The following is a 26,884-nucleotide window of genomic DNA, read 5'->3' as shown; positions in this document are numbered from 1 at the left end:
GAACGGGGCCACGTTAGGGAGGGGCGATGAAATACCGGTGAAGCCGCCTCTACCACTCCACCCGGAGTCGCTGCGGGCTGCGGGACGTCGTCCCGGTCCGCCAGGTGACCGCGTCCGGGGGTTCCGCCAGGCGCAGCGCCGGGAAGCGGACGGCCAGGCGGTGCAGGGCGAGCTGGAGCTCCGTACGGGCCAGCCAGGCGCCGAGGCAGTAGTGGGGGCCCGCGCCGAAGGAAAGGGTGGGGGCCTCCAGGGGGGAGAACAGGTCGTGGAGGGTGGTGCGCGGGAAGACGGCCGGGTCGCGGTTGGCCATCCCGCAGTCGGCCAGGACGATCGCGCCCGCCGGGATGGGCACCCCGCCGACCTCCACGTCGGCCGAGGCGTGGCGGGCGCTGCCCCGGTCGTCGCCCAGCGGGATCAGGTGGACGATGCGGTCGGCCGCGCGTCCGGCGGCCTCCTCGTCGGCGGCCAGGCGAGGCCAGGCATCCGGGTGTTCACCCAGGAGGCAGAGCAGCGCGTTGCCGAGCATGGTCATCGTGCTGTCATGGCCCCCGACGACCAGACCGCACACCAGGCTGGTCAACTGGCCCTCGGGGATGCCCCCTTCCTCGTCGGCGGCGCGGACGATGCTGCTGATCAGGTCGTCACCGGGCGTCCCGCGGCGTTCGGCGAGAAGGTCCGCACCGAACGCGGCGAACTCCTTGAGGACGCTCTCCACTTGTTCACCGGCGTGGGTGCCGTCGGAGAAGGCGTGATCGCTCCAGTGCCGCATCCGGCTCCGGGCGGAGGCGTCGAGCCCCATCAGCCTGCTGATGACCGCGACCGGCAGCGGGAGCGTGAACTCCGCGACGAGGTCGGCCGGTTGCCTCTGCTCCGCCAGCCGGTCCAGGAGTTCGTCGACGATGGCGGCGATCCAGGGCCGCCAGCGGGCGACGGCCCTCGGGGTGAAGGCGCGGCGCAGTGTCCGGCGCAGCCGCAGGTGGTCGGGGCCGTCCTGGTTGAACATCAGGTCGGGGTCGTTCACCAGGTCGGGTACGCCTGAGAGGGCGGGCGCGTCGGGGGCGTAGAGCCGGGCCCGGCCGAAGCGCGGGTCGCAGAGCACCTGGCGGACGTCGGCGTACCGGCTGACCAGCCAGGCGGGAACGCCGCCCGGCAGCTCGGCCGGGCGGGGCGGCCCGGGTTCGCCGAAGGGCAGGCGGTGCAGCGGTACAGGGGAGGAGTGCGGGTGTTCCGGGGCGGTCAACGTACCTCCTGCGGAAGACGGAAGGGCGTGCGGTCAGAGTGCGACGAGGACCTTGCCGCGGTTGGCCTCCCGGTCGCCGTAGAGGCTCCCGTAGGCGGTGGGGATGTTGTCGAATCCGTGGTGCAGGGTGTGGTCGCAGACGACCTCGCCGCGTCGGACCCGGCTGCCCAGCTCGGCGTGGAGGTCCTTCCAGTTCTGTTCGGTGAACCATTCCGGGGAGAAGATCCCGCGGACGGTGGCGCGCGGGAACATCAGGTACGGCAGCAGCCGGGGACCGGTGTCCTCCTGGCCGACCTGGGTGGCCCACTGCCAGCAGACCGCCACCTGGGCGCCGACGTTGAGCATGGGGAACACCGCGTCGGTGACGGTGCCGCCGAGGTTGTCGAAGTAGCGGTCGACACCGTCGGGGGCGGCCCGGGTGAGCGCCTCGCGGACGGCGTCGGCCCGGTCTCCGTGGCGGTAGACGACGACCGCGTCGAATCCGAGCCCGGTGAGGTAGTCCGCCTTCTGCGGGGACGAGGTGGTGCCGATGACCCGGGCGCCCGCGAGCACCGCCAGCTGGCCCGCCAGGGCCCCGACCGCTCCGGAGGCGCCGCTGACGACGAACGTGTCGCCGGGGTTGACCGTCATGTACTTGGAGAGGGTCCCCCAGGCGGTCATGCCGGGCCCGCCCATCGCGCCGAGGGCGGTCGGCAGCGGCAGGGCGTCGTCGTACCACCCGGGGTCGAGCCTGCGGTACGCCGGGAAGACCATGGGGAACGTCCCGGTCTGCCAGGGCTCGGGCGCTCCGGTGCCGACCACGTGGGTGCGCCAGCCGCCGAAGCCCTGGACGAGGTCGCCGACGCGGTGGCCGGCGCGCGGCCCGGCCGCCACCACCTCCATGATCGAGTCGGCGCCCATGTGGTGGCCGATCGGGGTGTCGAGGGCGATGCCCTGGAGGTAGGGGTCGACCGAGACGTACAGCGTGCGCAGGAGCATCTCGTCGGGGGCCAGGGTCACTTCGACGTCCTCGACGACCTTCTCGTAGACGCGGTCCACGTCGGGCACGCCCTCGACGTGCTCGCGGACCACCCATTTCGCGATCTTCATGGCGTCCTTTCCGGCTGCGCGGAGGGGTGCGCGGCGGGGCGTACGGGCACGGGGATGACGCGGTGGGTCGGAGGTGGCGCGGAGCGGTCGACCGACGCGGTGAAGGGTTTTCCGTCGTCGCGGCAGACGAACTGCATGACGTGGCGTCCGGCGGCCGCGGCCCGGATGAGCCCGCCGGTGGTGGCCCAGACGCCGGACTGGTAGAAGTCGCGCAGGCCGGGGAGGCCGGGGCCGTGCTTCTTGACCAGCTCTTCGAGCCTCTCGCCGCTCTCGACGAACGGCTGCCAGCCGAGGACGGTCCCGTCGTGGTTGCCGGTGTAGCGGACCTGGGTGAGGGGGCTGGAGACGTCGCGGACGACGATGGCGTCCCGCAGGCCGGGGAAGCGCTGTTCCAGGAAGCCGACGAGCGCTTCGCGGGCCCGCCGCTTCGCCGCGTAGTAGCCGCGCCCGTGCCGTACGGGAAGGGTGTGCAGCTCCTGGCCGCCGCGGCTGCGGGTGATCTGCTCGGGGCCCTCGTCCAGGGCCCGCCAGGGGGCGATGTCGCAGAAGTACGTGGCGTAGACGACGGTGGTGCCGTCCGGGGACAGCTCGGGGTAATGGCGGCTGCGGAACTGGACGTTGATGCTGGGGTGGCGGATTCCGGTGAGCTCGGCGGCGGTGTCCTCGTCGAGGAGGTAGGTGGTGCAGGGGTCCCCTTCGGGGAAGGGCCGGGAGAGGCCGAGGAAGAGGGTGAAGTAGCCGGGGAAGATCATGCCGGGTTCGTGGATGGTGCGGGTGTAGAGCTTGCGGTAGTCCTCTCCGAGGTATGCGCCCTTCAGGAACTTCATCGTCGTGGTGTAGCCGTCGCACGCCGATACGACGATGTCTGCGCGCAGTTCGCTGCCGTCGCTGAGCCGGACGCCCACCGCGCGGTCGTCCTCCACGATCACCGTGTCGACTTTCGTGTTGTACGAGATCTCGCCGCCGAGCCGGCGGTAGCGGGCCTCGATCGACCGGGCCAGGCCGAGGGAGCCGCCTTCGGGTACGCCCGCGGAGAGGTTGGCGTGCGAGGCGAGCTGGAAGTGGAACGGCAGGACGGGGAAGGCCGGGTGCTTCTCGTACAGGACGAAGTTGAACGCCTCACGCAGGAGCGGGTCCTTGAACCTCGCCGAGAAGTCGCTCATCAGGACGGTGATCGTGGTGCGGACGGCGTTGAAGTAGGGGACGAACGAGGCGAGCATCCGCCAGCGCTCCACACGGCCCATGAGACCGACGGGCTTGAGGAACGGGTAGACCGCCAAGGCGCGGCGGAAGATGCGTAGTTGGGCGCAGAACTTCCGTACGAGCCGGGCGTCGGCGGGTGACAGTGCGATGAGGTGGGCTTCGAGGCGGTCCGGGTCGGAGTAGAAGTGGACGGCCCTGCCGTCCCGCCCGCGCACGATGTTGAACACGTCGAAGTGGCGGATCTCCTTGCCCTGGAGCGCTCCCAGCTCCAGCCAGATCTGGTGCATCTCGTTGCCGGGGCCGCTGCCGAGGAGCCAGCTGACGCAGGCGTCCAGGGTGAAGCCGCCGCGTTCCCAGGCGGTGCAGCAACCACCGGGGATCTCGTGCATCTCCAGGATGTGGCTGCGGTAGCCGTTCAGCTGCGCGTAGACGCCGGTGGACAGACCGCCCAGGCCCCCACCGATGATGATCATCGTCTCCCGCGGGCGTCGGGGGCCGCTGCGCTCGGTGGTCATCAGGTGCGGTCCTCCCGTGCGGACCAGCGGTCGAGCTGGGGCAGGTGGCCCAGCTTCGCCGGGTGCCAGGGTTCGGCTCCCTTGCTCTCCCAGGCCCGGAACTCCAGGCCCAGTTCGCGGCACAGGTACTGGACGGCGAAGCGGCCGGTGGCTGCTGCGCGGATCAGTCCGCCCATGCCCGCCCACTGCCCGGCCATGGAGAAGCCGCTGAGGCCGGGCAGCCGCATGCGGTCCTTGCCCACCAGCCGGGACGAGACGTCGTCGGCCTCGGAGAACGCCTTCCAGGCGAGGATGGAGCCTTTCAGATTGCCGGTGTAGCGGTGGGTTGTGGCAGGAGTCGCGACCTCGACGACGTCGAAGCGGTCCGCGATGCCGGGAGTGCGGCGCTCCAGGAAGTCCCGGACGAAGTCGGCGACTTCGCGTTTCCGCCGCCGGTACTCCTTGCGATTCCTCGTGCGCAGGTCCTTCCAGTGGGCGAAGTCGCTGAAGTAGGTGCAGTGCAGGACGGAGTGGCCGGGCGGTGCGAATCCGCCGGAGTAGCGGGAGCGGGCCTGGACGACCAGGCTGCTCTGGAGGGCGCCGGGGAGCCGGTCCGCGTCCTCGTCGGTGAGGAGGTGCGTGGTGCTGTGGGCCTCGTCAGGTGCCAGATCGCCGCGCAGACCGACGAAGGCGGAGACTACGGCGGGGAAGAGCATGCCCGGGCGGTGCTGGAGGTCGGTGTAGAGCCGGTCGACGCGGGGGCCGGTGTAGCGCCCGCCGAGCAGCCCGTAGACCGTGGTGTGGCCGTCGCAGGCGGAGACGACGTGCTCGGCGAAATACCTTCTGCCGCCCCGGAGTTCGATGCCGATCGCGCGGTCGTTCTCGACCAGGACGCGTTCCGTGCGGGCCCGGTAGGCGATGCTCCCGCCCAGACTTCGGTAGCGCTCCTCGATGGAGCGGGCGAGGCCGAGCGAACCTCCTTGCGGGAAGCCCGCGTTGCCGTGGTGGGCGGCGGCCATGTTGAAGAGGTACGGCAGCAGCGGGAAGCCCTCCGGGTCCTGGAAGAAGATGTTGCGGAAGGCCCGCCGCAGCAGCGGGTCCTGAAAGCGGTCGGCGAAGACGTGCATCGGGGTGGCGGCGGTCCGCCAGAACAGCCGGAAGGCGGGGAGGACGGTCCGCAGGGTCTGCGCCCGCTCCCGTACGGTCCGCAGGGCGGGCGCGGTGAGGAACGGGTACAGCTCGATGCCGATGAAACGCCGCAGATCGCGGGTGAAGGCCCGGATCAGGTGGGCGTCGGCGGGCGAGATCTCCAGGAGGTGGGCCTCCAGGCGGTCGGGGTCGTTGTAGAACGTCACCGACCGGCCGTGCTCGTCCTCCACCTTGTTGAACAGGTCGAAGTTGGTGACGGTCTTGCCGTCGAGGGCGCCGAGTTCGCTCCACACCCGGTGGGCGTCGTTGCCCGGGGCGGTACCGATGAGCCATTCGATGCAGTAGTCGAAGAGATAGCCCTCGCGCGACCAGGCGGTGCAGCAGCCGCCGGGCAGCACGTGCTTCTCGAACACGCGGGTCCTGGCTCCGCTCATCTGGCCGTAGCAGCCGGTGGACAGTCCGGCCACGCCTGCACCGATCACGATGACGCGGGGCGGGGTGCCGGGGGCGCGCTCCCGGGTGGTCCAGTCCGTGCCGTCGTCATCCACCATGGGCGGCGCCCCCCGTCAGGACCGAGCGCACCAACGCGGCGTTGCGGGGCAGGTGCTTGGGGTCGAGCATGTCGGCGTGGACGCCGGAGCCGCGCAGTACGGCGGTGACTCCGGTGGAGCTGCCGTGCCAGGTGCCGTGCTCACCCGCGGCGTAGAGGGCGGCCTTCTCCTGGTCGGTGATCACACTGACCGCGGCGTCGACCGTGCCGGTGTTGGGGGTGCGCCCGCAGAAGGCGAGGTAGTCGGCGGCGTGGGCGAGCGTCTCGGCGGCGACGGCGTCGGAACCGGTGTGCTTGCGCAGATGACCGGCCAGCTCCGCCTCGAAGACGGCGATGCCGTCCTCGTCCGGTTCGTAGGCCTCCAGGATGCGGCGGGAGTCGATGACGACCACATGGGCGACCTCGCGGCCGCGCCGTTCCAGTTCCCGGGCCGTCTCGAAGGCGAGGTTGCCGCCGAGGGAGTAGCCGAGGAGCAGGCAGGGGCCGTCGGGCCGGGCGGCCTCGATCAGGTCGGCGTAGCGGGCCACCTTGTCGTCGCCCGGGAGGTAGTTGAAGCCGATGAGGGTGTACTCGGGGAGTTGTCCCGCCAGGCCCCGGTAGACCAGTCCGTGGCCGCCGGCGGGCGGGAAGCAGAAGAGCTCGCGGGCCCCTCCGGCGTTGAAGGTCAGGCACGGCAGGTCCTCGGCGGTGGTGCTGTGCAGGACGTCGGCCACCGTGGCGGCCATGCCGTGCAGGGTGGTGACCTGGTACAGCCTGCTGACGGGCACGCCGGCGCCGAACTCGGTGCGCAGGTGGTGGAGCAGCTCGATGAGCTTGACGGAGCTGCCGCCGAGCTCGAAGAAGTCGTCCTCCAGGCCGATCTGTTCGATTCCGAGGAGGTTCCTCCAGTGCCGGGCGAGGCTGACCTCGTACAGCGTGGCGGGCTCCTCGTGGGGCCGTTCCCCGCCATGGGGCCGGGGGGCGGGCAGGGCTGCGGTGTCGACCTTGCCGCTGGGCGTGAGCGGCAGCTCGGGCAGCTCGACGTAGTGGGAGGGGATCATGTACGAGGGCAGGGAGCGCGCCAGATGGCGGCGCAGGGCCCGGGCGTCCAGCGCCGCACCGGGGGCCGGTACGCAGTAGGCGCAGAGGGCCGCCTCTCCCCCGGCGTCCGTGGTGACGGTGACCACGGCGCGTGCGAGTGGCGGCCACTGGGCGAGGTGGGCCTCGATCTCGCCGATCTCGATGCGGTGGCCGCGCAGCTTGACCTGCCCGTCGGTCCGGCCGAGCAGGTGCACCCGGCCCTGTGCGTCCCAGCGGGCGATGTCACCGGTCCGGTAGAGCCGTTCGGGACGGGCTTCCGCGGCCCGGCCGAGCGTACGGGTGACGAAACGCTCCTCGGTCTGCTCGGGGTCTCCGGCATAGCCGAGCGCGACGCCTTCGCCGCCGATCCAGAGCTCTCCGGGAACGCCGGGCGGGACGGGTTCGCCGTGGGCGTCGAGGACGTGGAGGGTGCTGTGGGGCATGGGCCGGCCGATCGGGACCATCGCGCCGGGCTCCAGGTCGTCCACGGGTCCTTCGAAGTACGCGCTGTCGATGGTGGCTTCGGTGAGCCCGTAGGAGTTGACGAGGCGGGTGCCGGGGCCGCACAGCTCGCCGAGCCGCCGGTACTCCGCCACGCTCCAGGCGTCCGAGCCGACCACCAGCAGCCGCAGGAAGTCCAGCCGCAGCCCTTGCCGGTCGCAGTGGTCCATCAGCCCGCGCACCACTGCTGGCACGAACTCCGCGCAGTCGACCCGTTCTTGACGCATCGTCCGGTAGAGGCGGGTCGTGTCGAAGAGCAGGTCGCGGTCGGCCAGTACGAGGGTGCCGCCCGAGCACAGAGCGCGGACCAGGTCGCCGGTGAAGACGTCGAACGAGGGGTCGGCCATCTGGAGGTGCACCCGGACGTCCGTCTCCAGCCGGTACTCCGCACGCCAGGCGGCTTGGGCCGAGGCGAGGTTGCGGTGGCTGACGCGGACGGCCTTGGGGCGGCCGGTGGACCCGGAGGTGGTGATGACGTACGCCGTCGAGTCCGGGGCGGTGCTCCGCCGGGGGCCGTCCGGGTGCGGCTCGGTCGCGTGCAGGGCGTCGAGGGTCACCGTGATGACCGGCAGCGCCGCGGTGCCCTCCCGCCCGTCCTCGTCGGCGACGACGACGAGCGCGGCGCCGCTGTTGTGCACGAGGGACGCGAGCCGGCCGGCGGGCAGTCCGGGCCGGAGCGGGAGGTAGGCGGCTCCGGTCTTGAGCACGGCGAGCAGGGTGACGATCAGGTCCGGCGACTTGTCCAGGTACAGCACGACGACGGAGCCGTGCCCGACGCCGAGGGTGCGCAGCCGGGCGGCGGTCCCGGTGGCCCGCCGCTCCAGCTCCGCGTAGGTGAGCCGGTGGGCGTCGCTGTACGGGGAGGGCGTGACCAGGGCGACGGCGGTGGGGTGCTCGGCGGCGGCGCGCCCGATCAGCTCGTGGACCGGGGTGAACGGCTCCCCCCTCTCCTCGGCGGGCGGCAGGGCCGGGCGGCTCCATTCGGCGACGAGCCGGTGGCGCTCGCGTTCGCCGAGCATCTCCAGCCGGGATGCGGGCTGTTCGCCGGGGGCGCGGGTCATCCGGTCCAGGAGGCGGGTGTAGTGGGCGGCCATGCGGCGCATCGTCGCCGGGAGGAAGAGGTCGGTGTTGTACTTGAGGACGCAGTGGAAACGTCCCTCCGCCTCGTCCTCGTAGGCGGACAGCGTTATGTCGAACTGCCCCTCTTCCTCCGGCAGTTCGATGTACTCCAGGCGGTAGCCGTACTGCTCGGTGGCCACCTTGTGGGTGAGGAGGATGAACATCGCCTGGAACACGGCCGAGCGACTGGGATCGCGCTGGAGTCCCAGCTCCTCCACGAGGAGGACGAAGGGGTACTCCTGGTTGTCCAGCCCGCCCAGTACTGCCCTGCGGACCTGTTGCAGCAGTTCGGCGACGGTGGGGTCGTCCGACAGGTCGGCGTGCAGCGGCAGCGGGTTGACGAAGTAGCCGTAGACGGAGGAGAAGTCCTGCCGGGTGCGGCCGGTGACGGGGCTGCCGACGACGATGTGGTCCTGCCCGGAGTAGCGGTGCAGGAGGAGGTAGTAGGCGCTCAGCAGCACCATGAACGGGGTGACGCCGTGCGCCCGGGCCAGGGCGTGGACGCGGGTGCTGAGCTGGGCGTCGAGGACGAAGAACGCGGAGGCCCCGTTGTGGGTCTGGACGGCGGGGCGCGGTTTGTCGACGGGAAGGTCCAGGAGCGGGACCTCGGCCGGCAGGTGGGAGCGCCAGTAGTCGAGCATGCCCGCGGCTTCCGGCCCGGCCAGGAACGCGTTCTGCTGGTTGAGGAAGTCGAGGTAGCGGGCCTGCACCGGGGGCAGTTCGGGCTGCCTGCCCTCGCGCAGCGCCTCGTACACGGCGAAGAGTTCTTCGATGAAGGTGAACGTGGAGACGGCGTCGGAGACGATGTGGTGGACGGCCTTCATGATGACCCAGCGGTCGGGCGCCCGCTTGAAGAGGCGGAAGCGGACCAGCGGGTCGCGGGCGAGGTCGTAGGGCTTGCGGTATTCGGCGACGATCGTCGCGTGGATGGTCTCCCAGTCCTGCCCCTGCACGTCGAAGAGACCGAGGTCCGGTACGACGTCCGGGGAGACCCGCTGCACGGCCTGCCCGTCCTCCAGCGGGAAGTTGGTGCGCAGCGCGGGGTGCCGGGCGATGAGGCGGCGGACGGCCTCGAACATCAGGTCCGGTTCGAGGGCCACGTTCACCTCGACGGCTCCGCCGATGTTGTAGGCGTACCCCTCGGGGTTGAGGTGCTTGAGGAACCAGAGCGCCTTCTGGTTCTGCGTCAGCGGGTACTGCCGTTCGTCCTGGTGGAGTTCGACGGCACGGGCCGTTCCGTCGGGGGTTCCGGTGGCGGCCAGGGCGGTGAGGCCGTCGTGGAGCCGGGCGGCGAGCTCGCCCGCCGGGGTGCCGCTGAGGAGGGCGACCACGGGCAGGGCGACGCCGAGTTCGGCGTGGATCCGGGCCCGTAGCTCCATGGCGAGCAGCGAGTCGAGCCCGAGTTCGCCGAGGCCGGTGGCGGGGTCGACGCGGTCCGTGCCGGTGCGGAGCACGGTGGCGCAGAGCGCGGCGAACCTCTCGGTCACCAGCGTGCGGCGGGTCTTCTCGTCGGCTTCGCGGAAGGCGTCGAGGAATCCGTTGCCGGACGCCGGGTCCGGCGGCGGGGCGGCGGCCGCGGCGAGGTCGGCGACGAGCGGGGGCGGGGACGGGTACCAGGCGAGGAAGGCGGGCCAGTCGACGACGGTGGCGACGACCAGTTGGGCGTGGTCCTGGCCGATGACGCGTTCGAGGACGGCCATGCCCGCTTCCGGGGAGAGCGAGCTCATGCCACGGCTGTGCAAGTAGTGCTCGACGAGGCCGAGTTCCTCGATCATGCCGGTGGCCCAGGGGCCCCAGTCCAGGCTGAGCGCGGGCAGGCCCAGCGCGCGGCGGTGGTGGGCCAGGGCGTCCAGGAAGGCGTTTCCGGCGGCGTAGTTGGTCTGGCCCGCCGTGGTCAGCAGGGAGGCGACCGAGGCGAAGAGCACGAAGTGTTCGAGGGGTTCGTGCCGCAGGTGCCGGTGCAGGAGGTAGGCGCCGACGGTCTTGGGGTCGTGGACGGCGTCGAAGGCGGGCCGGTCGAGTTCGGTGACGAGGGTGTCGCGGACCTGGCCCGCGAGGTGGAACACCCCGCGCACGGGTGGCGCGCCACTGGCTCGATGGGCGTCGAGCCAGCCGGTCAGGGCGTCCTCGTCGGTGATGTCGAGGCGGGCCGGGACGGTCTGCGCGCCGAGGGCCTCCAGTTCGCGCAGCAGGGCCACGGCCCGGCCCTCGGCGGTGGCGGGGTCGGTGGCGGCCCACTTCTCCCGGGGCGGTACGGGGGTGCGGCCGACCAGGATCAGCCTGCGGGCCCCTCGCCGCACCAGCGTGCGGCACAGCAGCCGTCCGAGCGCGCCGAACGCGCCGGTCACCAGGTAGCTGCCGTACTCCCGCAGGCGCGGCGGCAGGGGCCGGGTAAGGCCCTCGGCGGGGCGCAGGCGGCTGGTGCGGCGGCGGCCGTCGCGCAGGGCGATCTCCTCCTCGTCCTCGGCCAGCGCCTCGCTCAGGAGCGCTTCGGCCTCGGCGCGGTCGCCGTCCGGGCCCGGTTCCCGCCGGGGGTCGAGGTCGATCAGCTTGCCGGGTCGGTCGGTGAGTTCCTGGTGCCGCAGGACGCGGCCGACGCCCCAGGCGGGCGCCCCGAGGGGTTCGACGGCCTCGCCTGGCAGGCCGGGCTGGGCGCCCCGGGTGACGATGTGCAGGCGGCTGCCGGAGCCCCGGGCGAGCAGGGTCCGGGCGAGGGCGACCAAGGAGTAGGCGCCCGCGCCGGTGTGGTCCACGAGGGCTTTCCGGTCGCAGTCCGCGAGGGCGGGCCGGTCGAGGTTCCACAGGTGCAGGACCGCCCCGCGAAACGGTCGGCCCTCGCGCTCCACATCGGCGAGGAGGCGCTCCAGGCCGCTGTCGGATGCGGGGTCGACGGTACAGGTGCCGCCGTCGTCGGAGCCGGTGTACGCGGCACCCCGGCGCACCAGCAGGCAGCGTTCGCCCCGGGCGGCGGCGAGCTCGGCGAAGGCGTCCGCCACTCCCCCGTTGTCGGCGAGGACCAGCCAGCCGTGGTCGCGGGCGGTCGCGGCGGGCCCGGAGGGTTCGCTCCGTACGTCGTCGTCCTCGGGCAGCGGCGGGCAGTCGGTCCAGGCCGGTTCCGCGAGCCAGGAGTCGATCGTGGTGCGGGCGACCGCGGTCGCGGCCTTCTCGACGTCACCGGCGCGGAAGCCGTGGATGCGGCCGAGCGGCGTGCCGTCGTCGGCGTGGAGGGCGATGTTCCCGACGGTGGTGTCCGCGTCTCCGGTCAGCAGGGTGGCGTGCGCCCAGAACGGCTGGTCGCCGACGGGGTCGATGGCGGCCTCGTCGAGGGAGAGCGGCAGCCTGATCCCCTTGCCCGGTGCGGGTCCTTCCAGGATCTGCGGGGTGAGCAGGGTCTGGAAGCAGGCGTCGAGCAGCACGGGGTGGAGGTGGTGGTCCGCGGCGTCGTCGCCGATGGCCCGGGGCGGACGGATGCGGGCGAGGGCTTCGCCCCTGCCGATCCAGACCTCTTCGACGGCCCGGAAGGCGGGGCCGTAGTCGTAGCCGAGGGCGGCCAGTGCGGTGTAGCAGTCGGGGCCTTCGAGTCGCCGGACGGTGCGGGAGCGGATCGCGGCGGCGTCGAGGGGCGGTCCCGTCCTGCGGCGCTGCCCGGTACGGACGACGCCGCTCACGTGGACCGCCCGCTCTCCGTCGTCGCCGGCGGCCGAGGCGACGGTGAAGGCGGCGTTCTCCAGGGAGAGGGAGACCTCCACGGTCCGGTCCTCTCCGTCGGGCAGGAAGAGCGCCTTGCGGAGGTCGATGCCGGTGAGGACGGCGGTGGCGCCTCCGGTGAGCCGGCGGACGGCCTGGGCCGCCATCTCCAGGTAGCCCGCGGCGGGGAAGACGACGGTGCCCTGGATGCGGTGGTCGGCGAGGTAGGGCAGGGCTTCGGTGTCGAGGCGGGCCTGCCAGGTCGGTTCGGTGCGGTCGGTACGGCGGCCGAGGAGCGGGTGGTCCTGGCGCCCGAGGCGGACCTGGGCGACCGGCCGGGGCTCGGTCCAGTGGCGGTCGCGCCGGAAGGGGTGGCGGGGCAGGGTGACCGGGCGTCCGGTGGGCTGGAGCGTGTCCCAGTCGATGGCGGCGCCCAGGTTGTGGAGCGAGGCGAGGGAGGCGGCGAAGCGTTCGGGCTCGTTCTCCCGGCGGCGGATCGAGGGCAGGGTGAGTCCGGTCGCGCCGGTGGCGTCCAGGCATTCCCGGATCGCGTGGCCGAGCACGGGGTGCGGTCCGATCTCCAGGAAGACCTGGTGGCCGTCGGCGGCGACGCGGTCCACGGCGGCCCGGAAGCGCACCCGGTCGCGGACGTTCTTCCACCAGTAGGCGGCGTCCAGCTCATCGCCGCGGGCGGTGCCTCCGACTCCCGTCGGATAGAGCGGCACCTGTGCGGGGCGTGGCTCCAGGGCGGCGAGTTCCGTGAGGAGTTCGTCCTTGATGAGCTCCATGCCGACGCTGTGGTACGGCACTTGTACGGTGAGGAACTTGGCGAACTGCTGCTCGGCTTGCAGTTCCCCGGCCAGCAGGGCGAGCGTCGCCCCGTCCCCGGCCAGGGTGATCGAGGTGGGGCTGTTGACGGCGGCGATGGAGACCCGGTCGCTGTACGGGCGCACCCGGCGCTCCGCCTCGTCCTCCGACAAGCTCACGGCGAGCATGGTGCCCGTGCCCGCCAGGGTCTGCTGGAGCCTGCTGCGGTGCACGGCGATCCTGGCCGCGTCCCTCAGTGAGTAGACACCCGCTTCGTGGAACGCGGCGATCTCGCCGGTGCTGTGACCGACGACGGCGTCCGGGCGCACCCCGTAGGACCGCCACAGGGCGGCCAGCGCGACCTGCACGGCGAAGTTCGCGGGCTGCGCGAGCCAGGTCTCGTCCATCCGGGAGGCGGATTCGTCGGCGGTCAGCTCCTCGATCAGGGACCAGTCGGCGAACTCGGCGATCGCACGGTCGCACTGGAGGAGCGCGTCGCGGAAGACCGGTTCCTCGCCGAGCAGTTGGCGTCCCATGCCCCACCACTGCGGGCCCATTCCGGTGAAGACCCAGACCGTCCGCCGCTCGCCCGACGCGCGTGCCCGGCCCCGGACGACCCGGGGGTGGGGCTCGCCCCGCTCGTGGGCGGCCAGCGCCTCGTCGAGGGAGGCGCGGGAGGAGTAGACGACACAGAGCCGCTCGGGGAGGTGCTGGCGGCGGTGGGCGAGGGTGTGGCCGAGGTCGGGGAGGGTCACCTCCGGGCCGTTCTCCCCGGCCAGTTCGCCGCGGATACCGGTCGCCATCGCGGTGAGGGCGTCCGGGTGCCGTGCGCTCAGCGGCAGGATGCTCCAGCCGCGTCCGGCGGGGTTGGCCCGGCGGGTGTCCGGCGGGGGCGGCGGGGCCTCCTCCAGCACCACATGGGCGTTGGTGCCGCCGAACCCGAAGGAGTTCACCCCGGCGCGGGCAGGGCCCTCGTGCTCGGGCCAGGGGACGGGCCGGGTGGGGATCTCGTACGGCAGGGTGGCCGGGTCGATGGCGGGGTTGAGGTTCTCCAGGTTGATGTGGGGCGGGATCTGCCGGCGTTCGAGGCACAGGGCGGTCTTGATCAGTCCGGCGATCCCGGCGGCGGATTCGGTGTGGCCGATGTTCGTCTTGACCGAGCCGACGTAGGCGCGGGCGCCCGGGGCCCGTCCGATGGCCAGCGCGCGGGCCAGGGCGTTCGCCTCGATCGGGTCGCCGACGGGGGTCGAGGTGCCGTGCGCCTCCATGTACTGGAGGTCTCCGGGGGTGATGCCCGCCTCGGCGCATACCCGGCGGATGAGGCCGACCTGGGCGTCGGCGTTGGGCACGGTGATGCCGTTGGTGTGGCCGTCCTGGTTGACGCCGCTGCCGAGGATCACCGCGTGGATCCGGTCCCCGTCCCGTACGGCGTCCTCCAGCCGCTTCAGCGCGACCAGGCCGACGCCCTCGGCCCGCACATAGCCGTCGGCAGCCGCGTCGAACGTACGGGAGCGGCCCTCGGGCGACAGGAATCCGCCCTTCGTCTCGGCGACGGTGTACTGCGGGGCCATGTGGAGCAGGGTGCCGCCGGCCAGCGCGAGGTCGCTCTCACCACTCTTCAGCGCCTGACACGCCAGGTGCACGGCCACCAGGGAGGAGCTGCACGCGGTGTCGACGGACAGGCTGGGACCGCGGAAGTCGAAGCAGTACGAGATGCGGTTCGACACCATCGTCATCATGGTGCCGGTCGCGGTGTGGGCGGCCAGGGAGGTGAACCCCAGGTCGGCGAACTGGAGGATCTTGTAGTCCAGGGTGAACGCGCCGACGTAGACGGCGACGTTGCCGCCCGCGAGGTCGGCGGGCCGCTGGCCGCCGTCCTCCAGGGCGTCCCAGGCCACTTCGAGCAGCTTGCGCTGCTGGGGGTCCATATGGTCGGCCTCGCGCGGGCTGATACCGAAGAACGCGGGGTCGAACTCGTCGAATCCGTCGATGTATCCGCCGCGGCCGCCGACGAGGCGCCCGGGCTTGTCCCGGAACCGGCTGCCGAGCGTGGCGACGTCGTAACGGTCGGGCGGGGTGGGCGTGATGCAGTCCTTGCCCGCCATCAGGTTCTGCCAGAACGTGCGGTGGTCCGAGGCGCTGCCGGGCAGTCGGCAGCCCATTCCGATGATCGCCACCTTGTCGCGTAACGCCCGGTTGTTCGCGTCGGCCATGTGTCGGCTCCTCAAGTCGCGGTGGAACGTCGGGGGTTGGCGGTCACTTCGGCCGGGTGCCCGGTTCGGGTCGGCGGTGCCGCCAGGGATGCAGGAGAGCGGCGAGGATCTCGCCGGTGCCAGGGAAGGCCGTGGGATCGTGGAGACCGACGGCGGCGGGTTCGCGGCCGGCATGCCAGGTGAAGCTGCCGAAGAGGTGGTCCCAGCACGACAGGTCGGAGCCGTAGTGGCCGGCTTCGGACAGATCGGTGCTGTGGTGCAGTCGGTGCTGCTCGGGGCTGGCCAGCAGATGGTTGAGCGGTCCGATACGGACCTCGATATTGGCGTGGACGAAGTAGCCCTGTGCGACAACGAAGAGCCCGACCACCAGCACCGCGGGGCGGGAGAACCCGACGAGGGCCAGGGTCAGCTGGACGAGGCTCTGGGCCAGGACGATGTCCAGCACGTGGTTGACGCCGTTGTTGGCGACATTGACCTTCTCCGGCACGTGGTGCACCCCGTGCAGCCGCCAGAGCAGTGCGCTGCGGTGGCCCAGCCGGTGCACCGCGTAGCTGACGAGCGATCCAGCCAGGAGCGCGCCCGGGATCTCGACCCAGAGGTGACGGGCCGGCTCCTCCGGCGCGATCAGGCCGACGGCCAGCGCCACCAGCAGTTGTGCCAGACCGCTTCCGGCCATGGTGAGCAGGAAATAGACGCCGTACCAGCGCCATTCGTCCTTTCCTGGGTGCCAGTTCCGGTCATAAGGAATCAGCCGCTCCAGGAGGGCCAGATAGGCGATGACCCCGATCAGGAAAAGCGAACCGACCCACGCGGGGTCCCATTTCAGCCACAATGCGGCTGCACTCACGGACACGACCGAGAGGAGGAGAATCGGGTAGGCGACAGCGCGAAGGAACCGCGTAGGTGAATTACCGACCACCCCCTTCCGCCCGACCGAGAAGTCGGCCGAACTGATTTCGCCATCGGCGGAGCGTTCGCGCTCGTCCATCCGTGACCCTCCACAAGTGACAGTGCCGGGGAGAGAGACTCATCGCGTCACATCGGCGCAGGCCAGAGCAGCCTGACGAGAACAGGAACCCCGGGTGGCGACCATGGCCCCCGCGCTGGCGACTTCCAGACACCCGGCCTCGATCAGATTCGGCCGCGGCGTGAACTGATGCCCCCGTTCCCATCAGCCCAGATCATCTATTTCCCGTTCCCACGGCTTTAATCACGACCGGCTCGCAGAAATTGTGCGGCACTTTTATCCGCGGCGAGAATGCGGGGAGGATCGCACGACCGAGGCGAGTGCATTTGTGCGAGCAATTCCTTCATAGGATCATCGCCACACCGAAAGACGGCGTATTCCGTTGCGCCGGTACCCGATGCCCCACGCTCTGGCGTGCGTTCGGGTGGGGAGCGGTGCGCCCGCGCAGAAGCCGCACCCGAAAGCGCCCTCGGGCGGCCCCACTCCTTCCATCCGGGGACACCCCCTGCGATGATCACGGCGGACCCGGCAGCGGAATCCGACAGCGAAACCGGCAGCGAAGCCCGGCAGTGCAACCCGGCAGCACCTCAGCGAAACGAGGAGTCTCCTTGTCGTACGACGTCGGCGCGGTGCGCGCACAGTTCCCCGCCCTGCGGTCCGGTACGGCGCACTTCGACGGACCGGGCGGCACCCAGACCCCCGCCTCCGTCATCGCCGCGATCGGCGAGGCCATGAGCCGCCCCCTGTCGATCCGGGGCGGGGCCCTGCCCGGGGAGGTGAACGCGGAGGAGATCGTCCTCGGGTTCCGGCAGGCGATGGCGGATCTGCTGGGCGCGGACCCGGACGGGGTCGTGTTCGGCCGCAGTGCCACCCAGCTGACCTACGACTTCTCGCGCACCCTGGCCGGGTCCTGGAACCCGGGGGACGAGGTGGTGGTCAGCCGGCTGGATCACGATGCCAACATCCGCCCGTGGGTGCGGGCGGCCGAACGGGCGGGGGCGGTGGTGCGGTGGGCCGATTTCGACCCGGCGACCGGCGAGCTGTCCCCGGAGGCCGTCGGCGCGCAGATCACCGAACGCACCCGGCTGGTCGCGGTGACCGGCGCGTCCAACCTCATCGGCACCCGGCCCGACATCCCGGCCATCGCCGGACTCGTCCACCGGGCCGGCGCGCTGCTGTACGTGGACGGGGTCCATCTCACCGCGCACCGCACGGTCGATGTGGAGCGGCTGGGCGCGGACTTCTTCGTCTGCTCCCCGTACAAGTTCTTCGGCCCCCATCACGGAGTGCTCGCCGCCCGGCCCGAACTGCTCGACACCCTGCGCCCGGACAAGCCGGTGCCGTCCACCGACGCCGTACCGGAGCGCTTCGAACTCGGCACTCTGCCCTACGAGTCGATGGCGGGCACCCGGGCGGCGGTGGACTTCCTCGCGAGCCTGGGCGCCGACGTCGGTGCCGGTGTCGGCCGTCGCGAGCGGCTGCGGTCGGCCTACGCGGCGATCGGCGCCCACGAGACGGCTCTGCGGATGAGCATCGAGAAGGCCGTGCGCGAACTGGACGGGGTGACCGTGCACTCCCGGGCCGTGGACCGCACCCCCACCCTGCTGCTCACCTTCGAGGGCCGGGACCCGGCGGACGCCTACCGCACCCTCGCCCGTTCCGGCGTGCACGCACCCGCCGGATCCTTCTACGCCCTGGAGGCCTCCCGCCACCTGGGGCTCGGTGACAGCGGCGGCCTGCGCGTCGGGCTGTGCGCGTACAACGACACGGACGATGTAGAGCGACTCCTGACGGGGCTGTCGGACTTCCTGCGGTGACGGCGGGCGCATAGGGCAGATACGACGGACACGGTCACCGCGCGCCGAGCGTGGCCAGTACGTCCACCGCGTCGGCCAGCCCGGCCGGGCAGCGCACCTCCGGCGGCAGCTCCCCGGTCCAGCCTGGCCCGGCCACCAGGACGGCGGGCCGCCTGCGCGCTCCCCGTACGCCCCACTCGATCGCCCCCACCCGGGCCACGAGCGAGCGGCTGGCCGTGCTGCGGGACTGCGCCCAGAGCACCACCGCCACGGGGCCGGTGCGCCGTACCGCCTCCTCCAGCGCCCCCGCGGGCAGGGAGGCGCCGAACATGCGAACCGGCAGGGCCTGTCGGGCGAGGGTGGCGGCGAGTGCCTCCAGGGCCAGCGTATGGGTCTCGCCGGGCACGCAGGCCAGTAGGGAGACGCCCGCGCCGGGGGCGGGGGGCCGCGCCGCCGCGAACGCGCGCAGCGCGCCGGAGACATGCCATGACAGCAGGTGCTCGACTTCGATGTACCGCTCCCCCTCTGTCTCCCACTTGCGGCCCACCGCGTGCAGCACCGGCATCATCACCTCGTCCCACGCGGCCGGCAGTCCGTAGCGGTCCAGCACCGCCGCGAGCAGCTCGTCCATGGCCGGCGCGTCCAGCCGGACCGCCGCCCGGGCCAGCCCGCGGCACTCCCGGCGGGCCCTGCCGAGCGCAAGCGGTCCGGAGGCCCTGGAGGCGCGCCCGGACGGTGGCACGGGCGCCTCGCGGGACGTTCCGGCCAGGACGGTGCGGGCGGCCTCGGCCGGTGGCAGGCCCGCGCTCGTCAGACGGCACATGTTCCGCAGAGCGGCGATGTCCGCCCCGGTCCAGCGCCGGTGCCTGCCGTCCTCCCGCGCAGCCGGGCCGATGCCGTAGCGACGGTCCCACGAGCGCAGTGTGGTCGGCGCGACGCCCAGGAGACGGGCCACCGCGCCGGTGGTCAGACCCCCGTCGGCCGGGACTTCCGGCGCCGACTCGCGCGCCGGGTCCGTCACGGGGCTCATCACTGGGTCCATATATCCAACATACGACGCAAAAGCGACGCATGTTGCCCGGTGCCGCGCCTCGCTGTTCGCTGAGGACTGCGCGGCTGAGGACGACCGGCCGAGAGCAGCAGGAGTGGAACAGGAGTGAAAGGAGACGGCCATGAAACTGAGTGACGAACTCCCCGTCGATCACCGGCTGGCGACCGTGTACCGGATCGGTGCGGGCCTCTGCGGCACCATCCTGCTCGTCTTCGGCATCCTCGGCTTCGCGCAGCGGCTGAGCTTCTTCGACACCAGTGGCGACCGCATCGCCGGGCTGTCGACCAACGGCCTGCTGAGCCTGATCTCGGTGGTCGTCGGCGTGCTGCTGATCGCCGGGGCCGCGGTGGGCGGCAACGCCGCGTCCACGCTGAACATGACGATCGGCTCACTCTTCCTGCTGAGCGGCTTCGCGCACCTCTTCATCCTGGACCGGTCCGCGAACGTCCTGGACTTCGGCATGCCGAATGTGGTCTTCAGTTTCGTCATGGGGCTGCTCATCCTCACGTTCGGGATGTACGGGAGGGTGACCGGCGGCCTGCCGCACGACAACCCGTACTGGCGTCACCGCCACCCGGAGCAGGCGGACCGCGAGGCCGAGGCCGCCGCCCGCAGGAGCGCGGCGGCGCGCGGACCTCTCGGCCGGTGAAGGCGTCGGGCGGTGCGAGCCCCGGGCCGTGCGAGTTCAGACCTTGCGACAGCGGGCGTTCGTCCAGGAGAACACGCCGAAGGCGACCAGTCCGAGGACGCAGACCAGCCAACGGGCCCCGAACCCGGCGCGGGTCCCTGCCTCCATCCCTGTGCTGTTCGCGGCCCGCTCGGCCCGGCCGCGTCCCGACGCTGCCACTGAACGGGGATTCACGTCATTCCGCTTGCCCCGGCGAGGCGGATCGACGCAGAAACGACGCGACGGGCGAAGCGAACCGTTGCGCGGCAGCGTGGTGGTGACGGAGAAGACCACCCCCACTCGCCGGAGGAGACATCATGACGATCAACCGTCTGCAGCGCACTGCGGCGGCCGCCGCGGCACTCGCCTTTCCCGCCTCTCTGGCGTTCTTCGCTCCGCAGGCCCAGGCCGTGGCTCCCGCCGAGCCGTACGGCCCCGCCTGCTCCTCCGTGCCCGCCGAGGGCGCGGGCAGCCTGGAGGGCATGGCGAAGGACCCGGTCGCAACCGCCGCGTCCAACAACCCCGAACTCTCCACCCTCATCAGCGCGGTGGAGAAGGCAGGCCTGGTCGACACCCTCAACAACGCGAAGGACATCACGGTGTTCGCGCCGACCAACGCCGCCTTCGACAAGATCCCGCAGGCGGATCTGGAGGCGCTCCTCAACGACAAGGCCGAGCTCACCAAGGTGCTGACATACCACGTGGTGGGCGAGAAGGTCACGACCCAGCAGATGGAGGACGGCACCTTCGAGACACTGGAGGGGAGCGACCTCACAACGAAGGGCTCCGGCACCGAGTTCACGGTGAACGACGCCTCGAAGATCGTCTGCGGTGATGTACCGACGGCCAACGCCACGGTCAACCTGGTCGACACGGTGCTCATGCCGCCGTCGTCGTGACGGCCTGCGCGCCGCCGACCGCCCTCGGCGGCCCCGTACCCGCATCGCCTGACGGTTCGCGTGCCGGATCGCGTGCCGGTCCGGGCACGGCCGCTGGGCCGGGGTTCTATACGCTGAGGGCGTGACCAGCGCCGACGACCGACCGACCCGGAGCGGCGCCTCGGAATCCGAGGCGCCGCTCGCGGACCTTCAAGCGTTCGCGGTCGAGCTGCGCCGGATGAACGGCGAGATCAACCGGATGACCCACGGTTTCGCGGCGAGCCAGCAGCTGCACCCCACGGACGTGAGCGCGCTCGCCGCCATCCTCGACGCCCCGTCTCCCCTGACGCCGGGGGCGCTGCGCGAGCATCTGGGCCTTACCTCCGGCGCGGTGACGGCATGTCTGGACCGGCTGGAACGGGCCGGTCACGTCCGGCGGGCCCGGGAGAGCGCCGACCGCCGGGTGGTGCACGTGTACTACGAGGCGAGCGCCCGGACGGCCGCCCGCGACTACTTCATGCCGCTCGCCGAGGCCACGGCACGGGCCAGGGCACGCTTCAGCGAGGCGGAGCTGACGACCGTCCTGCGCTTCCTCGCCGCCATGAACGAGGAGCTGGCCGAGGTCCCCTCGGCGCGTCGCTGAGATCTCCACCCCCCCTTGCGGTTGTCTTCGCGAGCACTCGCGTAATGTATTTCAACGATTGAGATTGTTCATCGATGAGGTACCTCCACCCCCGGGAGAGGCATGTCCACCCCTGCACGGTCGGTCCGCCGGCTGATCCCCGTCGTTCTGCTGATCGCCTGGCTCTGCATCGGCGGCGGGCTCGGCCCGTACGCCGGGAAGCTCGGCGAGGTCGCCACCAACGACCAGGCGGCCTTTCTGCCGCAGAACGCCGAGTCCACCCAAGTCATCGATGCCCAGAAGGCGTTCCAGCAGAACGAGACCCTGCCGGCCATCCTCGTCTGGACCTCCGCGGAGAAGGACGCCCCGGTGGACGACGGGCAGCGGGAGGCCGCCACCGGCGCCCTCGCCTCGCTCGCCGGAAGCGAGGGCGTCGTCGGAACCCCCTCCCCCGCGCTGCCCTCCGAGGACGGCCTCGCGCTCCAGGGCATCGTGCAGCTGAGCCCCGGCCTCGGGGACGAGCTGCCGACCGTACTGGAGAGGATCGAGGAGGCGGGCGCGTCCGTGTCCGGTACGACGGTCCGGCTGGCGGGTCCGGCCGCGAGCCAGGCCGACCTTTCCGACGCCTTCGCGGGCATCGACGGGCTGCTGCTCGGGGTCGCCCTGACCACGGTGCTCGTCATCCTGCTGCTGGTCTACCGCAGTGTGCTGCTGCCCTTCGTCATCATCATCGGCGCGGTGTTCGCCCTCGCCCTGTCCTGTGCGATCGTCTACTTCCTCGCCGACCACGACATCGTGCGCGTGGACGGTCAGGTGCAGGGCATTCTGTCGATCCTGGTGATCGGCGCGGCGACGGACTACGCGCTGCTGCTCACAGCCCGGTTCCGGGAGGAACTCGCCGTACACGAAGACCGGTTCACCGCGATGCGTATCGCGCTGCGCGAGTCCTTCGGCCCGATCACGGCGAGCGCCGCGACGGTGGCGGCCGGTCTGCTCGCGCTGCTGCTCAGCGACCTCACCAACAACCGGGCCCTCGGTCCCGTGGGCGCGATCGGCATCGTCTGCTCGGTCCTGAGCGCTCTCACCTTCCTGCCCGCCGTCCTTGTGCTGCTGGGCCGGGCCGCCTACTGGCCGGCGAAGCCCAGGCCCGCCGACGACAAGGCGTCCGGCGGCCACGGCATCTGGCGCAAGGTCGCGGCCCTCGTCGACCGTGCGCCCCGCAAGGTCTGGGCGATCACCCTGGCGGCCCTGATCGCCTGTGCCGCGTTCGCCCCCACACTCACCTCCAAGGGCGTGCCCCTGGACGAGATCTTCGTCAACGACGCCCCGTCCGTGACCGCCCAGGAGACGCTGAGCGAGCACTTCCCCGGCGGCTCGGGCAATCCGGTGGTGATCGTCGCGGCGGCCGACCGGCTGACCGAGGTGACCGAGGCCGCCACCCGTACCGACGGGGTGGCCTCGGTCGCGCCGGTGAGTGCGAGCGGGCGGCCGGACGGCGAACCCCTCGTCGTCGACGGCAGGGTCCGCATCGACGCGACCCTGAAGGACGCGGCCGACAGCGACAACGCCAAGGAGACGGTGGCCGCGCTGCGCACCGAAGTCCACGCGGTACCCGGATCGGACGCCCTGGTCGGCGGCTACACCGCTCAGCAGTACGACACACGGCGCACGGCGGAGAACGACCGCATGCTGATCGTGCCGGTGGTGCTGGCGATCATCCTGGTGATCCTGGTCTTCCTGCTGCGGTCACTGCTCATGCCGGTGCTGCTCGTGGCGACCGTGGCGCTGAACTTCCTGGCCACGCTCGGCATCTCCTCGTTGGTCTTCACCCATGTGTTCGGCTTCAGCGGCACGGATTCATCGGTGCCGCTGTACGGATTCGTGTTCCTGGTCGCCCTGGGTGTCGACTACAACATCTTCCTGATGTCCCGGGTCCGGGAGGAGTCGCTGCGGCACGGCACCAGAGAGGGCATCCTGCGCGGGCTGACCACAACCGGCGGGGTCATCACGTCGGCGGGCGTCGTCCTGGCGGCCACCTTCGCCGCACTCGGTGTGATCCCGCTGGCGTTCCTGCTCCAGATCGCGTTCATCGTGGCCTTCGGCGTCCTGCTGGACACCCTGGTCGTCCGCTCGCTCCTCGTCCCGGCGCTGGTGCGGGACATCGGCCCGAAGGCGTGGTGGCCGGGGACGCTGAGCCGCGAGACGTCCTAGGGTCGACGCCGCGCGTCCCCCGGAGCCCGGCCCGGGTCCCGGTAGGCGGCCGGGGTCCAGATCACGAAGAGGTCCAGGGCGATCACGATCATCGACCAGCCGGGCGCGTACGGCAGAAGGAGGAAGTGCGCGAAGCGGAGCCGGGAGGCCTGGAGCCAGGAGGCGTCGTGGAGCCGGAAGGCCGGGCGGGGCCCGTGCTCATCAGGACTCCTCCTGAGTCCGGCCGGACTGCCCCTTCGCGCGCTTGCCGACCACCACGGCGGCGGCGGCCGCACTGCCCGCGAAGGCCAGTGCGACCATCCAGGGACGGTCGAAGACATGGCAGGTGGCGTGGTCCACCGAGTAGCGTCCGGGGCCGGTCAGGCCGATGGCCGCGGCGGTGAAGCCGAGGAACGCCGGGTACTCGTAGCCGCCGCCCTGGGCGAAGAAGCCCGCCGGGGCGTGCACGGCGACCGCACCGGCCATGGCTCCGGCGGCCGCGGCGCCCGCCGCCGGGGTGGCGAGCCCCAGCGCCAGCAGTGCGCCGCCGCCCGCCTCGCCGAGACCGGCGGCCACAGCGCTGTGCTTGGGCGGGTGGAACCCCATCGCCTCCATCGCGGCCGTGGTGCCCTGGATACCTCCGCCGCCGAACCATCCGGCCAGCTTCTGGCTGCCGTGGGCGGCGAGCACCGCGCCGGTGCCGACGCGCAGGGCGAGCAGACCGAGATCACGCCGGTTGACGCGGACCATGGGGACTCCCGGGGTGGGGGGCTTGCGGTACGGCTCCCACTCTCGCCGGACGGGGGCGGGCGGGCCCGGCCGATTACGCCGTACGGGACACGGACCGGTCGCCCCAAGGCCCCGGTGCGACGCAGATCATTGTGCAACTTGTTGCATAAGGGTCTCGCGGTGGTCTACAACTGACGCGACGACCCCGTGTGGAGGAGACCCCGGATGAGCCTGTACCCGAATCTGCTGAGCCCGCTGGACCTCGGGTTCACCACGCTCCCCAACCGGGTGCTCATGGGCTCGATGCACATCGGCCTTGAGGAGGCCGAACGCGGCTTCGAGCGGATGGCGGCCTTCTACGCCGAGCGCGCCCGGGGCGGCGTCGGCCTCATGGTCACCGGTGGCATCGCCCCCAGCGAGCGGGCCTGCTCCTTCCCCGGCGGGGCGAAGATGACGACCGAGGCGGAGGCGGAGCAGCACCGGGAGATCACCTCGGCGGTGCACGCGGCGGGCGGCCGGATCGCGATGCAGATCCTGCACTTCGGACGGTACGCCCACCACCCCGACCTGGTCGCCCCGAGCGCCCTCAAGGCCCCGATCAGCGGGTTCACCCCGAACGCCCTCACCGACGACCAGGTCGAGGAGACCATCGAGGAGTTCGTCAGGGCGGCGGAGCTGGCGCGGCACGCCGGATACGACGGCGTCGAGATCATGGGATCCGAGGGCTATCTGATCAACGAGTTCATCGTCTCCGCGACCAACCACCGCACCGACCGCTGGGGCGGCTCGTACGAGAACCGCATCCAGTTCCCCGTGGAGATCGTGCGCCGGGTCCGCGAGCGGGTCGGCAGCGACTTCATCCTCATCTACCGGCTCTCGATGCTGGACCTGGTGCCGGGCGGTTCGACGCTGGAGGAGGTCGTGACGCTCGCCAGGGAGATCGAGGCGGCGGGCGCGACGATCATCAACACCGGCATCGGCTGGCACGAGGCGCGCATCCCCACCATCGCCACCTCCGTGCCGCGCGGTGCGTTCAGCTGGGTGACCGAGAAGGTGCGCGGCGCGGTCTCCGTACCGCTGGTGACGAGCAACCGCATCAACACCCCCGAGGTCGCCGAGGAGATCCTCGCCTCCGGCCGGGCGGACATGGTCTCCATGGCCCGGCCCTTCCTCGCCGACCCGGAGTTCGTCGCCAAGGCGGCGGCGGGCCGGGCGGACGCGATCAACACCTGCATCGGGTGCAACCAGGCGTGCCTGGACCACATCTTCAGCCTCCAGATCACCTCCTGCCTGGTCAATCCGCGTGCCTGCCACGAGACCGAGCTGGTCCTGAGCCCGACCCGGACCCGTAAGCGCGTCGCTGTCGTCGGCGCCGGTCCGGCGGGCCTCGCGTGCTCGGTGACCGCGGCCGAGCGGGGCCACGCGGTCACGCTGTTCGACACCGCCGACGAGATCGGCGGCCAGCTGAACGTGGCCCGCCGGGTGCCGGGCAAGGAGGAGTTCGACGAGACGCTGCGCTACTTCCGTACGCGACTGGCCGAGCTGGACGTCGAGGTGCGCCTGTCCACCCGGGCGCACACCGGAACGCTGGACGGCTTCGACGAGATCGTGCTCGCCACCGGCGTCGAACCCCGTACCCCCGCGATCCCCGGAACGGACCACCCGAGCGTGGTCAGCTATCTGGACGTGCTGCGCGACGGGGCGCCGGTCGGTGACCGGGTCGCGATCGTGGGCGCGGGCGGCATCGGCTTCGACGTCGCGGAGTTCCTCACCGACGGCGGCGAGGCTGCGAGCCTGGACGCCGACACGTTCTTCCGGCAGTGGGGCGTGGACACGGCCTACGCGGAGCGCGGGGGCCTGCGCGCCCCCGAGCGCCCCAAGCCGCCGCGCACCGTCCACCTGATCCAGCGCAAGACCACCAAGGTCGGCGCGGGGCTCGGCAAGACGACGGGCTGGATCCACCGCACCGAACTGCGCCACCGGGGCGTCGAGATGATCGCGGGCGCCTCCTACGACCTGATCGACGACCAGGGCCTCCACCTCACCGTCGACGGCGAGCGGCGGGTGCTGCCCGTGGACACGGTCGTGCTCTGCGCGGGCCAGGAACCGCGCCGGGAGCTGTACGAGGAACTGCGCGCGGCGGGCGGCCCGGTCCATCTGATCGGCGGCGCGGACGTGGCGGCCGAGCTGGACGCGAAGCGGGCGATCCGCCAGGGCACGGAGCTGGCCGCGGCTCTGTGAGCGCGCATCCCGCCGGGAGTCCCGTACTTCCGTGAGCGCACGTCCTGCCGGGAGCCCAGCACCTCTGTGAGCCCCGTACTTAGGATGCACGTCATGTCACTGCCGCACGCGATTCTCACCGCCCTGTTGGAGAAGCCTTCCTCAGGTCTGGAGCTGACCCGCAGGTTCGACCGGTCGTTCGGCTACTTCTGGTCCTCGACCCATCAGCAGATCTATCGCGAGCTGGGGAAACTGGAGCAGGCCGGGCGGATCAGGGCGCTGCCGTCGGCGGTGCCGGCCCGGGGGCAGAAGAAGGAGTACGAGGTACTGCCCGCGGGCCGCGAGGAACTGGCGGCCTGGGTGGCGCTGCCCGAGGACCCGCGCCCGGTCCGTGATCCGCTGCTGCTGCGGATGCGGGCGGCGGCGGTCGTCGGGACGAACGGAATGGGCGCGGAGCTGCGCCGCCATCTCTCGCTCCACGAGCGGCAGTTGGCGGAGTACCGGAAGATCGAGGAGCGGGACTTCACCCCCTCGCCGACCACTGACGAGAGCCGACTGCGGTATCTGGTGCTGCGGGGCGGCATCGACCTGGAGACGTTCTGGATCGGCTGGCTCACCCGGGCCATCGCGGACCTGGACGGCTGACCGTACCG

Annotated in this window: 16 protein-coding genes; 7 read left to right on the top strand and 9 right to left on the bottom strand. The window is 71.7% G+C overall.

The genetic code is table 11. The annotated features are described in order from the left end of the window. Positions 1-49: 49 nt before the first annotated feature. The 6 genes from RI138_RS30065 to RI138_RS30040 are packed head-to-tail and all read right to left on the bottom strand — an operon-like array spanning position 50 to position 16,099. On the bottom strand, positions 50-1,240 hold the full coding sequence (locus tag RI138_RS30065) for a cytochrome P450 (protein WP_311122421.1): 1,191 nt from the start codon (positions 1,238-1,240) through the stop codon (positions 50-52). 33 nt (positions 1,241-1,273) lie between these two features. Beyond that, positions 1,274-2,329, bottom strand: a complete 1,056-nt coding sequence (locus RI138_RS30060) for an MDR family NADP-dependent oxidoreductase (protein WP_311122420.1) — start codon at positions 2,327-2,329, stop codon at positions 1,274-1,276. Next, on the bottom strand, positions 2,326-4,047 hold the full coding sequence (locus tag RI138_RS30055) for a phytoene desaturase family protein (protein ID WP_311122419.1): 1,722 nt from the start codon (positions 4,045-4,047) through the stop codon (positions 2,326-2,328). Before RI138_RS30055 ends, RI138_RS30060 begins: the two co-directional genes overlap by 4 nt. Beyond that, positions 4,047-5,726, bottom strand: coding sequence for a phytoene desaturase family protein (locus tag RI138_RS30050; RefSeq protein WP_311122418.1), 1,680 nt, complete (start codon positions 5,724-5,726; stop codon positions 4,047-4,049). The genes RI138_RS30055 and RI138_RS30050 overlap by 1 nt, the downstream gene beginning before the upstream one ends. Beyond that, positions 5,716-15,111: a non-ribosomal peptide synthetase/type I polyketide synthase gene (locus tag RI138_RS30045; RefSeq protein ID WP_311122417.1), complete on the bottom strand. Its 9,396-nt coding sequence runs from the start codon at positions 15,109-15,111 to the stop codon at positions 5,716-5,718. The genes RI138_RS30050 and RI138_RS30045 overlap by 11 nt, the downstream gene beginning before the upstream one ends. A 43-nt stretch (positions 15,112-15,154) precedes the next feature. Beyond that, positions 15,155-16,099 (bottom strand): sterol desaturase family protein, encoded by a 945-nt coding sequence (locus RI138_RS30040; RefSeq protein WP_311122416.1) that lies wholly within the window; start codon positions 16,097-16,099, stop codon positions 15,155-15,157. A 587-nt stretch (positions 16,100-16,686) separates the two neighbouring features. Between RI138_RS30040 and RI138_RS30035 the strand changes: the two genes are divergently transcribed. After that, positions 16,687-17,895, top strand: coding sequence for a cysteine desulfurase-like protein (locus RI138_RS30035; protein ID WP_311122415.1), 1,209 nt, complete (start codon positions 16,687-16,689; stop codon positions 17,893-17,895). A gap of 34 nt (positions 17,896-17,929) precedes the next feature. Here RI138_RS30035 and RI138_RS30030 read toward each other — a convergent pair whose 3' ends face one another. After that, the gene (locus RI138_RS30030; RefSeq protein ID WP_398864027.1) at positions 17,930-18,916 is read right to left on the bottom strand and encodes a MerR family transcriptional regulator; all 987 of its coding nucleotides are present in this window, start codon (positions 18,914-18,916) and stop codon (positions 17,930-17,932) included. Between the two features lie 130 nt (positions 18,917-19,046). Between RI138_RS30030 and RI138_RS30025 the strand changes: the two genes are divergently transcribed. The 4 genes from RI138_RS30025 (at position 19,047) to RI138_RS30010 (ending at position 23,303) form a co-directional block, all read left to right on the top strand. Continuing rightward, complete coding sequence (locus tag RI138_RS30025) at positions 19,047-19,574, top strand: DUF4383 domain-containing protein (protein WP_311122413.1); 528 nt, start codon at positions 19,047-19,049, stop codon at positions 19,572-19,574. A 335-nt stretch (positions 19,575-19,909) separates the two neighbouring features. After that, entirely contained in the window at positions 19,910-20,491 is a 582-nt protein-coding gene (locus RI138_RS30020) for a fasciclin domain-containing protein (RefSeq protein ID WP_311122412.1), read from the top strand. Positions 20,492-20,612: 121 nt separating this feature from the next. Beyond that, entirely contained in the window at positions 20,613-21,113 is a 501-nt protein-coding gene (locus RI138_RS30015; RefSeq protein WP_311122411.1) for a MarR family winged helix-turn-helix transcriptional regulator, read from the top strand. A 102-nt stretch (positions 21,114-21,215) separates the two neighbouring features. After that, entirely contained in the window at positions 21,216-23,303 is a 2,088-nt protein-coding gene (locus RI138_RS30010) for an MMPL family transporter (protein ID WP_311122410.1), read from the top strand. On the opposite strand, the gene RI138_RS32560 is transcribed toward RI138_RS30010, so the two are convergent. Continuing rightward, entirely contained in the window at positions 23,300-23,623 is a 324-nt protein-coding gene (locus RI138_RS32560; RefSeq protein WP_449343301.1) for a DUF7144 family membrane protein, read from the bottom strand. The genes RI138_RS30010 and RI138_RS32560 overlap by 4 nt on opposite strands. After that, the gene (locus RI138_RS30005; protein WP_096627354.1) at positions 23,505-24,032 is read right to left on the bottom strand and encodes a DoxX family protein; all 528 of its coding nucleotides are present in this window, start codon (positions 24,030-24,032) and stop codon (positions 23,505-23,507) included. Before RI138_RS30005 ends, RI138_RS32560 begins: the two co-directional genes overlap by 119 nt. 204 nt (positions 24,033-24,236) lie before the next feature. Between RI138_RS30005 and RI138_RS30000 the strand changes: the two genes are divergently transcribed. Both RI138_RS30000 and RI138_RS29995 read left to right on the top strand, forming a co-directional pair. After that, entirely contained in the window at positions 24,237-26,252 is a 2,016-nt protein-coding gene (locus RI138_RS30000) for an NADPH-dependent 2,4-dienoyl-CoA reductase (protein ID WP_311122409.1), read from the top strand. Positions 26,253-26,345: 93 nt separating this feature from the next. After that, entirely contained in the window at positions 26,346-26,876 is a 531-nt protein-coding gene (locus RI138_RS29995; RefSeq protein WP_311122408.1) for a PadR family transcriptional regulator, read from the top strand. The last annotated feature ends 8 nt before the right edge of the window (positions 26,877-26,884 follow it).

Source organism: Streptomyces durocortorensis (genome assembly GCF_031760065.1).
Lineage (GTDB): Bacteria > Actinomycetota > Actinomycetes > Streptomycetales > Streptomycetaceae > Streptomyces.
The sequence above is the reverse complement of the archived record's forward strand: the minus strand, read 5'-3'. Positions and strand labels throughout refer to the sequence as shown.